This is a genomic window from Aestuariivirga sp., from assembly GCF_046093005.1.
GTDB lineage: Bacteria > Pseudomonadota > Alphaproteobacteria > Rhizobiales > Aestuariivirgaceae > Aestuariivirga.
The window spans coordinates 1-10878 of record NZ_JBJTER010000011.1 but is presented as its reverse complement, the minus strand read 5'-3'; the positions used below and the strand labels follow the sequence as shown (position 1 = coordinate 10878).

The following is a 10878-nucleotide window of genomic DNA, read 5'->3' as shown; positions in this document are numbered from 1 at the left end:
GCCGCATCGTCGCCATGGTGCAGAAGGGCGAGCGCGAGGCGAGAATCGCGAAGAAGGAGATGGTGTAGGCGTACCTTCGTCTGGTCATCTCGATCGGCAAGAATTACACCTACCGCGGTTTGCTGTTCCTGGATCTGATCCAGGAGGGCAACATCGGCCGGATGAAGGCGGTGGACAAGTTCGAATACCGCCGCGGTTATAAATTCTCGACCTATGCCACCTGGTGGATCAGGCAGGCCATCACCCGTTCGATCGCCGATCAGGCGCGCACCATCCGCATTCCGGTGCACAGGATCGAGACCATCAACAAGATCGTGCGCACCTCGCGCCAGATGATGCATGAGATCGGCCGCGAGCCGACGCCTGAGGAACTCGCCGACAAGCTCTCCATGCCGCTCGAAAAAGTGCGCAAGGTGATGAAGATCGCCAAGGAGCCGATTTCGCTCGAAACGCCTGTTGGCGACGAGGAGGATTCGCACCTCGGCGATTTCATCGAGGACAAGAACGCCATCCTGCCCATCGACGCGGCGATCCAGGCGAACCTGCGCGAGACGACGACGAGGGTGCTGGCCTCGCTCACCCCCCGCGAGGAACGCGTGCTGCGCATGCGCTTCGGCATCGGCATGAACACCGACCACACGCTGGAGGAAGTGGGCCAGCAATTCTCGGTAACCCGCGAGCGCATCCGCCAGATCGAGGCCAAGGCGCTCAGGAAGCTGAAGCACCCAAGCCGCAGCCGGAAGCTGAGGAGTTTCCTGGATAACTAGGGCGGGTAGATGGCGGCGTCGATGCTTGATGATAGTCAGTTACTGTCCCGTTTCCGGAACGCCGAGTCCGATCTCGTTGAGAGAAAGCGGAGTTTGTCCGACAAGGACAAGATAAGGCAAGCCATATGCGCATTCGCGAATGATCTGCCCGGCCATGGCAAGCCGGGAACAATCTTTATTGGTCAGAATGACGACGGAACCTGCGCTGGCTTGAAGATCGACGATCAAGTGCTTCTTGAGCTGTCGCAGCTCAGGGATGACGGGCTGCTACAGCCTATTCCAAGCCTGACTGTTGCAAGGAAATCCCTCGATAATTGTGACGTCGCTGTTGTCGAGGTCTACCCGTCACAAAACCCGCCGGTTCGCTTGAACGGACGACCGTGGATTCGCGTCGGCCCTCGCCGCGCGGTGGCAACTGGCGAGGAAGAAAGACGGCTCTTGGAAAAGAGGAGGTGGGGAGCGCTCCCTTTTGATGCCCAGGGCGTGGCCGGAGCCGATGAACACGAACTTGATTTGGCGAGACTTCAGCTGGAGCTCTTGCGCGCGCTGGTGCCTTCGGACGTGCTCATGGCCAATGACCGGCCAATCAACCAGCAGCTCAAAGCGCTTAGGCTTCTTAACAATGAGGGCAGTCCAACAGTGTCCGGTTTGCTGACGGCTGGGAAGTCGCCGCAGACCTGGATACCAGGTTCCTACATTCAATTCTTGCGCATAGACGGTATTGAGCTGACCGATCCGCTTCTCGACAGCCGCACGATCTCAGGAACGCTGCCTGACCAAATCTCCGAACTCGACAGGCTTATGGCCGTCAACATCCGCGTCGGCAGCAAAGTCGGGGGCGCGTTGAGACTGGACGCTCCTGACTATCCAATCGTAGCGTTACGGCAGTTGTCACGGAATGCGCTTGTCCACCGGAGCTACGAAGGAACGAATTCACCGGTCCGCATCACTTGGTATGCGGACCGGATAGAGATCTTGAGTCCTGGCGGCCCATACGGGCAGGTCAACGCCGGGAATTTCGGTACTGGGGTGACCGACTACCGAAATCCCACGATTGCCGGCCTGATGGTGCAGCTCGGGTTCATGGAACGTTTCGGAATCGGCATCGCGATTGCCCAGAAAGCACTGGCTGAAAACGGAAATCCACCCGTGCGATTTGAGGTGAACGATCAATTTGTGCTCGCCATTGTGAGGCCTGCGGCGTGAAGACAGTCGCGTTTTTCAATAACAAAGGCGGGGTGGGAAAGACCACGCTCGTCTATCATCTGATGTGGATGTTCTCCGAACTCGGATACAAGGTGCTCGCGGCTGATCTTGATCCTCAGGCAAATCTCACCGGGATGAGCATCGACGAAGAAAGGCTCAACGATTTGTGGGTCAGGAAGCCAAGGCCTACAATCTACTCCGCCATTGAGCCTCTGAAAAAAGGTATTGGAGAAGTTCAGCTCTCGTCGGTCGAAAACGTCTCTTCGGATATCTCTCTCATCCTAGGAGACCTGGATCTCTCTTCATTCGAGGATGACCTCTCCTGGAGCTGGCCCAGTTGCCTGGACCGAAACGAGCGGTCATTCCGGGTGACCACTGCTTTTGCCCGGATTATTGGCCAAGCCAATGCGATGCGCCCGGCTGACATCGGCCTTGTCGATGTGGGGCCGAACCTTGGCGCGATAAACCGGGCGGCGCTCATTGCGGCTGACTATGTGGTCATTCCCGCCGCCCCCGATCTTTTTTCGGTACAGGGTTTGGAAAATGTCGGCCCACGTCTGAAGTTATGGCGCAGGGAATGGCAGGATCGCCGCCTCAGGCAGCCGCCGGACATGGGTTTTGCTCTCCCTCCCGGCGAAATGCAGCCGCTTGGGTATGTCGTGTCGCGGTATTCGGTCCGTGAAGGCCGCGAAGTGAAGTCGTTCCGAAGATGGCTGCAAAGGCTCCCTATTGCCTACCGGGAAAAGGTAGAGGGGGAAGCTGTGGCCGACGCGGGTCTCGACCTCAAGACAGACGAGCGTTGCCTGGCACAATTGAAGGACTACAGATCTTTGATGCCAATGGCGCAAGAGGCTAGGAAGCCAATGTTCTTGCTAAAGCCGAGCGACGGAGCAATTGGCGGCCATCAGGGCGCTGTAAGAGACTGCTACCGGGATTTCAAAACCCTGGCCGAACTCATCGCTTCGAAGGTCGGTCTTCAGCCGCGATCAACATAATTCTTGGCCGTGCGATTTTGGGTTGAAGGCCCCGGAGGGTATCGCAAGGTAATTGCGGATATCTCTGCATCCCGGTAGTTTCATGCGTTGTTCGGTCTGTGGAGGAGATTCTGATGTCATTCCTGAAAAAGCTGTTCGGCGGCGGGTCCTCCGGCGACGGCGCCCCGGCGAAGGCGAAGCGGCAGATGGAGTATAACGGCTTTACCATCGCGGCCACGCCCTACAAGGAAGGCGGGCAGTGGCAGACCTGCGGCACGGTTTCCAAGGTTGTGGACGGCGCGGCGAAGGAGCACCGTTTTGTCCGCGCGGACCGCTTCGCGGACGAGGATGCCGCGGCGGACCACGCCATCATGAAGGGCCAGCAGATCGTCGACCAGCTGGGCGAGCGCGTTTTCTCCTGAGGCTCAGGCCAGCACGTAGTTGAAGCTGACGCTGATGCGGTTGCCTTCGGCGCGGTTCAGCGGCACTTCATGCCGGAGCCAGCTTTCCCACAGCATCAGCGTCCGTGCGGCGGGACGGAACGGAACATGGCTCTGGAACCCACGCGGCAGGGGCTCCCTGCGCGGTGGGGCCGCCATCATCAGGCCAAGCCGGGGATCTTCATAGACGATCGGGCCGGAGCCTTCCGGGGTTGCCACATAATAGGTGCCGCTGATCACCGCATTGGGGTGGATATGCGAGCTGTGCGCGCCGCCTTCCGGCATGACGTTGACCCACAGCGAGTCCACCTTGGGCTTCATGCCGCGCAGGTTCCAGTGCAGCGCCCTGGCATAGGCGAGGCAGTGCCGGTCGATCGCCTTTACCAGCCGCCCGAATTCCGGAAACCGCCAGGCGAGATCATTGAGCGAGGCATAGGAGGTGTAGCCTGGGTAGCCATGTTTTTCGCACCATTTGAGACCGGCGGCGTCATCAACCGCCAGCGACATCGCCAGCACTTCAAGGGCGTTGTTCAGCCGCTCGGGCACGATGGTGTCGGCCCGGTAGATGCGGGTGGCGAACAGCTCATGGATGGTGGCCGCCGCGGCCTTTGGCGTCTTTTCAGGCATGCGCGGCGGGTTAGCCGAGGCCTCAGTCGCTTTCAAGCGCCTTGACGACGATGGCCGCCACCTGATCTGGGGCGTGCTTGGTCAGGTCCTTGTTGATTTCCATCAGCGTGGCCTTGTTCAGCTGTGGCGAGGCCGCCTTGCGGTAGACGCCCAGCGCCACCGGCGGGGCGACCACGATCAGTTCCTGGAATTCGCCGGCTTTTAGGTCCTGTTCCATGTCGGCGGCGATTTGCTGCACGAAACGGTCTTCGGCCTGCTGGTGCAGGTCGGTCTGCTCGGCGGCGGAGCGGCGGGTGCCGACGCTTTCCATCACCCGGGACGGCTTGTCGGTGCCGAGGTCACGGGTCGGCAGGTTTTCATGGCCATAGGTTTTCAGGGGTTCGAGGCTCGGCCGCCCGGCCTGTCCGGCATTGCGGAATACCGTGGCGCGTCCCCCATCGGTCACCAGCACACGGGCGTTGTGGCTCAGTCGCTTCATATCTTACCCTCCATTTTGTTGGAGGTATAACACAGCCTGGCGGGAGTTTCCGCATTGCGGAAGATCAATTATGAAGCCCGATGACCGGTCTGGAGCAGGACACCATGCGGCGGCTTTACAAATTCGAGAAACGGGCAGAGCCGCTGGCGAGCCGCGAAGTGTTCTATGGCCGCCTCGGCCGGAATGCCCGCTGGGCCCTGGCGGTGGTTGCGGCCTCGCTGCTGATTGGCACGGGTGGCTACCGGTTCTTCGAGGGCATGGCGTGGATTGACGCTTTCGCCAATGCGGCGATGATACTGTCTGGCATGGGACCGCTCGGCACGCTATCCAGCACGGGTGGAAAGCTGTTTGCCTCCTTCTATGCGATTGCGTCAGGTCTATTGCTGTTCGTTATCGCCGGCTTGATGCTGTTGCCGGTCTATCACCGCATCCTGCACCACTTTCATGTGGATGATGAGGAGGACGGGCAGCCTCCCCGCTAGTCCTGATTGATGATCAGCGCGGGATCCCAGGCGGTGGCGAGCCTCCGCCGCGCGGCCTGCGCCGCTGACAGGCTGGTTGCGTTGACGACGGCAAGCCGGAAACCGCCTGGCGGCATGGCGTGCTGCGCCATCGGCTTGTCTTCATGGAAGGTGATCTGCAGGCTCGAGATGTGCGGCATCGCCCGAACGGCCGCCTGCAAACCGGCTGGCGGATGCTTGAAGCCGGCGCCGTGGCGGGCGAACAGCGGTACCGAAAAGCCATCGACCCGGTTACGGTCCGCGAATGACCAGTGGCCCTCGGCATATAGCCGCACAAGAGCCTCCGCCCAGCCATCGCCATAAAGATCGCACCACTGATCAGCGAAACGCAGATGCGCCTCGATGATATCGCCGCCGATGGTCTCGAAGTTCATCATGCCGGAGTAGCCTCGCATGTGGCGAAGGGTCCAGGCGGCGAGCCGTTCTTCAAGCGCCGGGTTGGCCGCGGCATGCACCGTCCAGTAGCGGAACATGCCGTCGTTCCACGGTGTCCCCGTGGCATGCCGGCTCCAGGCGATGCGCCCGTCTTCCACCGCGCAATCGGTGGAGATATGCGCGCCCGAAAGCAGTGGCATCCACATGTGGCCGGGGCTGGTGAAATGCGCCATCTCAGTGGCCGTGGCGATGATCCGGCTTCCCGTTCCCATGCCGCGCAGATTGATGATGGGTTTTGAGAAAACCGGATAGGCGGGCGGCGGCACGCCGTGCGGACCAGCCTGAAGGCCCTGGCTTTCCGCCATTCGCAGCTTGTCATAAATCCAGCGGTGGGCGGGGCAGAGCAGCCAGCAATCAGGATCGTCGGTAGGAATCACAACATGCTCCGGACACGGAACATGTTCGAAGTATTGAAGCCGCCATGGGTCGCGTTCCAGAACCGGCATGTTCCGAAACTATCACAGCGGGAAGGCGGAGCAACCGCCCGGTCAGCGGATTTCCCAGGTCACGGTGACGTCGACGGACATGTTCTGCTCGCCAGCTGCGACCGGAACCGGCGCCCCGGCGGCATCCGCCATCATCGGCCCGGCGCGCAACAGCGGGGGTTGCGGCTGCTGCGCGCCGCCTTCGCTGATGGAGATGACCTTGCCAAGATCGACGCCCATGGCCGCGGCATAGACCTTAGCCTTGCGGGTGGCGTCCGCCGCCGCCAGCTGGCGCGCCGCATCAAGGGCCACGTCAGGCGCCGAGACCATGAAGCCAATTCCCTGGATCTGGTTCGAGCCAGCGGTCACGAGGCGGTCGAGCAGGGGGCCCAGACCGGCGAGCTTGCGAATGGTTACTGTTACCGTGTTCGATACCTCGTAGCCAACAAGCTTTGGCGGCGCGGTGCCGTTGTTGAAGTCATAGCGCGGCTGCACCGAGAAATTCGATGTCTGCATGTCCTTCTCGGCGATACCGGCTTCTTTCAGGGCTGCGAACAGGCTGTTCATGCTCTGGGTGTTGGCGGCCAGCGCGTCTGCTGCGGTGGCGCCCGCGGTCACCACGCCGGAGGTGACGAAGGCCATGTCGGGAGCGGCTTTTGTCTCGCCATGGCCGGACAATGTTATGGTGCGGGGCATGCGGGCCTCATCGGCAAAGCCAGGGGTGGATACGGCAAGCAGGCTGGCAAGCCCGGCAGCGGCGAGGAACAAGCGTTGCATGGCGGTTCTCCGGTTGACCATTTTCCGATGGCGCCCGAATGAGGCGCCAATACGGCGTTAACGGAAAGGCGGCTCGTCAAAGCTCCTCAGCTTGCGCGAGTGCAACTGTCCCAGATGCCCCCGCAGCTGCTCGATGGTCTCGAGCCCGATCAACAAATGTTCGCCCACCGCCCGGTCGTAGAAGGCGTTGGCCGCCCCCGGCAGCTTGATCTCGCCGTGGAGCGGCTTGTCTGAAACGCAGAGCAGTGTCCCATATGGTACCCGCAGACGGTATCCCTGGGCGGCGATGGTTCCCGATTCCATGTCAACCGCAATGGCACGCGAGAGATTGATGCGGCGCAATTCCTGGCTCCAGCGCAGTTCCCAGTTGCGGTCGTCGTTGGTGACCACCGTGCCGGTGCGGAGGCGCTCCTTCAGGGCGTCGCCGCGCTCGCCGGTGACTCGCGCAGCCGCCTCCTGCAGCGCCACTTGCACCTCTGCAAGCGCCGGGATGGGGATTTCGGGCGGCACCAGCGCATCAAGAATGCGGTCCTGCCGCAGGTAGCCGTGGGCCAGCACATAATCGCCGATGCGCTGGCTTTGGCGCAGTCCGCCGCAATGACCGACCATCAGCCAGCAATGAGGCCTCAGCACCGCCAGATGATCGGTGATGTTCTTGGCGTTGGACGGGCCGACGCCGATATTGATCAGGGTGATGCCGTCCTGTCCGTCACTGCGCGAGAGGTGATAGCCCGGCATCTGGTAGCGGTGCCACTGCGAACCCGCGATGATGTCCGCCGCCTCCGTTGCGCTCATGCCGCGCCTGATGCGGCCGCCGCCCGGCAGATCAAGCGCCGCGAACGGGCTATCCGCGGCCAGCTGGGCGAGGCTCCATTTCACGAACTGATCGACGTAGCGGTGGTAGTTGGTGAGCAGGATCCATGGCTGCACGGCGCGCCAGCCAGTGCCGGTGTAATGCTGGAGGCGCTTCAGCGAGTAATCGATCCGGACCGCATCGAACAGGGCGAGCGGCAGCGGCTCGCCGGGCGGGCTTTTCCAAAGCCCATCCGCCACCTCGTCCCCGACAAGAGCGAGGCGGGGCGCCGGGAAATGGAGCGCCAGCTCTGCCGCCGTCACATCATTGCGGCCGAGGTCGTCGCCTTGTTCCAGGACATAGGGATAGGGGATTTCCTGGCCAGAGGCCGCGACCGAGATCGCTGCGCCGTAATCCTTCACCAGATAACGAAGCTGCTCCACCAGATAGCGGCTGAAATGCTCCGGATGGGTGATCGTCGTGGCATAGCTGCCCGGCCCCTGGAATTTGGCATAGGCGCGGGCGATGCGGGGCTGGATGCCGCCGCCCCGGTAGTCGACCCGCAGTTCCGGATAACGGAAGCGCTGCCGCTCTTCTGGGGATGGCGGTTCCCGGGTGTCGAAATAGCGTTCGAGGCATGTTCGGAGGTGGCCGGTGGCCTCGTGGTAGAGGATGATCAGCCGCTCCACGGCGGCTTCGGGGGTCAGGTCCTGCTGCATATCGCGAGGCTATAGCATGCGGCCGCGAATTGCTGTAGCCATCCTGGCCGTGGGGGCCCATAGCTCAATGGTTAGAGCTGACGGCTCATAACCGTCTGGTTCCAGGTTCGAGTCCTGGTGGGCCCACCACCTTGGCTTGTGCTTTTTAGCCCGGAACCACATGCTTTTCGAGGTCGAGCCGCACCGCCACGCCTGCCGTGGCGATGACCGAGGCGCCGCCGCGTTCCTCGTCGGGCACGTCGAGACCGCCTTTTACGACTTTCACCGTGACCTGGCCATGCGGCAGGCTCTTGGCTACCGCCTCCCGGTCGACCTTGTCTGGTTGCTGCACGCCGATCGTCACCTCGATCTGCATTTCGGCTGGCGGAACCCCCAGTGTGCGAAGGAAGGGCAGTGAGGAATGGTGGATACAATCCTGCACCGCGCGCAAGGCGGCCTTGGTATAGTCGCCGCCATGCATGTCATTGCCATGGCCCATTTCGAGGATGATGCGCTTCACGGCCATCAGTGTTTCTCCGGAATATCGAGGTAGACCACGGCTGCGGCATTGGCCATCAGGGTGAGGTTGGTTCCCTCGTCGTTCATGATTTCAAGACCGCCTTCCATGACTTCGACGGTTGACGTGCCATAGGGCAGCACCGCGGCGACTGCTTCCTTGTCGACTTTTTCGGGCTTCGGCACGCCGATCAGCACCTTGACATGCATGTCCTGGGGCTTCCGGCCGAGCGCGGGGGCGATGGTGAGTGAATTATGCCACAGCGCGTCCTTGAGGGCGCGGATGGCAGCCTTGGTATAGTCGGCTCCGGTCAGGTCCGTGCCCATGCCGAGTTCGACGATCATGCGGGTCTTTGTCATGAGTGCTCCGTCTGCGCCTTATGATGACAGGAATGCCGAGACCTCGGCATTGAAGCGCCGCGGGTTCTCGAAGAACATGAAATGCCCGCCGCCCTCACTTTCTTCAAAGATCGCGGCTGTGGCGTTGGGGTTCACTGCTGCAATCCATTCCTGCGACTCGGGCGAGAAGATGCTCTTGCGGCCGCCGACGACGAGGGTTGGAAGCCGTGTCGCCGCGATCACGTCGCGCCAGTCATTGAGGCAATGGTCAAACAGCAAGTCAGCCGCCGCAGCCCGCGGCATCTTGAGGTTCTCGGTGGCAATCCAGCGGAGATCTGACTCGGGCAGGGCGGAGGTGAACATGCCCTTGAGGATCGCCATGGTGCCGTCGATGCTGTCCGTCGCCCGCACGGCGTCCGCAAAGCCGGCCACCGACTGCACGTCCGGCAACAGGCAGCCGTAGCGCTTCTTGGCGGCCTCATCCCAGCCAGGGAGGGCGGCCACCATCGGGGCCTGGTCGACGATCACCAGCCGCCGCAAACGGTCAGTCCCGAACAGATCGAGGTAGCTCCAGATGATTGAACTGCCCATCGAATGCCCGAGCACGTCGACATCCTTGAGACCCAGCACGTCGATCGTTTCGTGCAAATCCTTGGCGAGGCGCTGGATGCGGTGGCCGCCTTCGGCATTGGGGCTTTCGCCATGGCTGCGCATATCGAGCGCGATGACCCGGCGTGTCTTCGCCAGCTCATCGATGTTGCGTCCGTATTCGGCCGCTGACTGTGACCAGCCCGGAATCATGATCAGCGGCTGGCCGGAGCCAGCCTCGATGGCATGCAACACGGCGCCGCCGGGCAGTTCGATCATTCTATCAGTTGGCATGTGAAGCTCCTGTGTTGCGGCTTAGAGTTGAACGCCCTTGGTCAGCGCGCCGTCGATGACAAGGTTGGTGCCCATGGTGAAGCTCGAGGCGGGGCTCGCAAGGAACACGATGCCCTTGCCGATCTCCTCGGCGGTGGCCATGCGCCCTGTTGGGTTGAGCGACAGGGCCCGCTGGAACAGGTCCGGCATGTTCTTTTCGATGTAGTGCCAGATGCCATCCTTGAAATAGACGTTGCCCGGCGACACCGAATTCACGCGGATCAGCTTGGGCGCCAGCTTGTGCGCAAGCCCATGCGCATAATGGATGAGCGCCGCCTTGAAAGCGCCATAGGCGGGCGAGGTGAAATCAATCTCGCGCCCGGAAACCGATGACACGATGACGATTGATGGCCACTTTGATTTCTCGAGATAGGGCAGGGAGGCGTTCACCGTGCGCACCGTGTGCATCATGTCGATGTCGAACTGGGCCCGCCAGGAGTCCTCGCTGTCCTCAGCCGCCGCCAGCGCCGAGACATTGGCGACCACGATGTCAATGCCGCCCAGCGCCTTCGCGCTGTCATTGACCCAGCCTTCGAGCGCCTGCTTGTTGCCGACGTCGATTGCCTGGCCAAAGGCCTTGACGCCTTGCGCCTTCAGACCTTCAACGGTAGCCGCAATCTCGCCGGCATTGCGGGCGCAGACCGAGACGTTGGCGCCCTCCGCGGCAAACATGTCTGCCGCGCGCCGCCCAATACCCTTTGTGCCGCCGGTGACCAGCGCGTTCAAACCCTTGAGGCCGAGATCCATGTCTATTCTCCCTATTGGCGGATGTATGATTTCAGAATTGATGCCCCGAGCGTATACTTCGGGTCAACCATGTTGCCCACCCGCATGCGCCCGGCCTGGGTCAGCAGAAAATAGGCTTCCAGCTCGTCAAAGCCATAATCCGCGGCCAGCCAGCGGGTAAGTTCGCGATAGGCAATGCGGGCGGCGTCTTCCATCGGCCGCGCCGATCCGATGG

General features: G+C 61.8%; 13 protein-coding genes, 1 tRNA gene and 2 pseudogenes. 6 read left to right on the top strand and 10 right to left on the bottom strand.

Translation table 11 applies throughout. The features are described 5' to 3' along the window. The 4 genes and pseudogenes from rpoD to ACKOED_RS00570 all read left to right on the top strand — a co-directional run. Positions 1 to 767: pseudogene (gene rpoD / locus ACKOED_RS00585) on the top strand (RNA polymerase sigma factor RpoD); the annotation flags it as partial. A 9-nt stretch (positions 768 to 776) separates the two neighbouring features. Continuing rightward, positions 777 to 1973 carry an ATP-binding protein gene (locus ACKOED_RS00580; RefSeq protein WP_408914631.1) on the top strand — a complete coding sequence of 399 codons (1197 nt, stop codon included), beginning with the start codon at positions 777 to 779 and terminating at the stop codon, positions 1971 to 1973. Next, complete coding sequence (locus ACKOED_RS00575) at positions 1970 to 2968, top strand: ParA family protein (protein ID WP_408914630.1); 999 nt, start codon at positions 1970 to 1972, stop codon at positions 2966 to 2968. The genes ACKOED_RS00580 and ACKOED_RS00575 overlap by 4 nt, the downstream gene beginning before the upstream one ends. Before the next feature lie 113 nt (positions 2969 to 3081). Further along, complete coding sequence (locus ACKOED_RS00570; protein ID WP_408914629.1) at positions 3082 to 3369, top strand: HlyU family transcriptional regulator; 288 nt, start codon at positions 3082 to 3084, stop codon at positions 3367 to 3369. 3 nt (positions 3370 to 3372) lie between these two features. Here the strand turns inward: ACKOED_RS00570 and ACKOED_RS00565 are convergent, their stop codons facing one another. Together ACKOED_RS00565 and ACKOED_RS00560 are read right to left on the bottom strand one after the other, a co-directional pair. Continuing rightward, positions 3373 to 4014 (bottom strand): TIGR02466 family protein, encoded by a 642-nt coding sequence (locus tag ACKOED_RS00565; RefSeq protein WP_408914628.1) that lies wholly within the window; start codon positions 4012 to 4014, stop codon positions 3373 to 3375. Positions 4015 to 4036: 22 nt separating this feature from the next. Next, positions 4037 to 4492, bottom strand: a complete 456-nt coding sequence (locus ACKOED_RS00560) for a host attachment protein (protein ID WP_408914627.1) — start codon at positions 4490 to 4492, stop codon at positions 4037 to 4039. An 80-nt stretch (positions 4493 to 4572) separates the two neighbouring features. Here ACKOED_RS00560 and ACKOED_RS00555 point away from each other — a divergent pair, with 80 nt between their 5' ends. Continuing rightward, positions 4573 to 4974: a hypothetical protein gene (locus ACKOED_RS00555; RefSeq protein WP_408914626.1), complete on the top strand. Its 402-nt coding sequence runs from the start codon at positions 4573 to 4575 to the stop codon at positions 4972 to 4974. Here ACKOED_RS00555 and ACKOED_RS00550 read toward each other — a convergent pair. The 3 genes from ACKOED_RS00550 to ACKOED_RS00540 form a co-directional block, all read right to left on the bottom strand. After that, positions 4971 to 5825, bottom strand: a complete 855-nt coding sequence (locus ACKOED_RS00550) for a hypothetical protein (protein ID WP_408914625.1) — start codon at positions 5823 to 5825, stop codon at positions 4971 to 4973. The genes ACKOED_RS00555 and ACKOED_RS00550 overlap by 4 nt on opposite strands. 111 nt (positions 5826 to 5936) lie before the next feature. Next, entirely contained in the window at positions 5937 to 6650 is a 714-nt protein-coding gene (locus ACKOED_RS00545) for an SIMPL domain-containing protein (RefSeq protein WP_408914624.1), read from the bottom strand. 57 nt (positions 6651 to 6707) lie between these two features. Continuing rightward, positions 6708 to 8162 (bottom strand): AMP nucleosidase, encoded by a 1455-nt coding sequence (locus tag ACKOED_RS00540; protein WP_408914623.1) that lies wholly within the window; start codon positions 8160 to 8162, stop codon positions 6708 to 6710. Positions 8163 to 8215: 53 nt separating this feature from the next. Between ACKOED_RS00540 and ACKOED_RS00535 the strand changes: the two genes are divergently transcribed. After that, positions 8216 to 8291: transfer RNA gene (locus ACKOED_RS00535), tRNA-Ile, on the top strand. Between the two features lie 16 nt (positions 8292 to 8307). On the opposite strand, the gene ACKOED_RS00530 is transcribed toward ACKOED_RS00535, so the two are convergent. The 5 genes and pseudogenes from ACKOED_RS00530 to ACKOED_RS00510 all read right to left on the bottom strand — a co-directional run. Next, positions 8308 to 8667: a Lin0512 family protein gene (locus tag ACKOED_RS00530; RefSeq protein WP_408914622.1), complete on the bottom strand. Its 360-nt coding sequence runs from the start codon at positions 8665 to 8667 to the stop codon at positions 8308 to 8310. After that, on the bottom strand, positions 8667 to 9017 hold the full coding sequence (locus ACKOED_RS00525; RefSeq protein ID WP_408914621.1) for a Lin0512 family protein: 351 nt from the start codon (positions 9015 to 9017) through the stop codon (positions 8667 to 8669). The genes ACKOED_RS00530 and ACKOED_RS00525 overlap by 1 nt, the downstream gene beginning before the upstream one ends. An 18-nt stretch (positions 9018 to 9035) precedes the next feature. Further along, entirely contained in the window at positions 9036 to 9878 is an 843-nt protein-coding gene (locus ACKOED_RS00520) for an alpha/beta fold hydrolase (protein WP_408914620.1), read from the bottom strand. A gap of 21 nt (positions 9879 to 9899) precedes the next feature. Beyond that, entirely contained in the window at positions 9900 to 10664 is a 765-nt protein-coding gene (locus ACKOED_RS00515; protein ID WP_408914619.1) for an SDR family NAD(P)-dependent oxidoreductase, read from the bottom strand. Between the two features lie 11 nt (positions 10665 to 10675). Further along, positions 10676 to 10878 (bottom strand): annotated as a pseudogene (locus tag ACKOED_RS00510) (acetamidase); the annotation flags it as partial.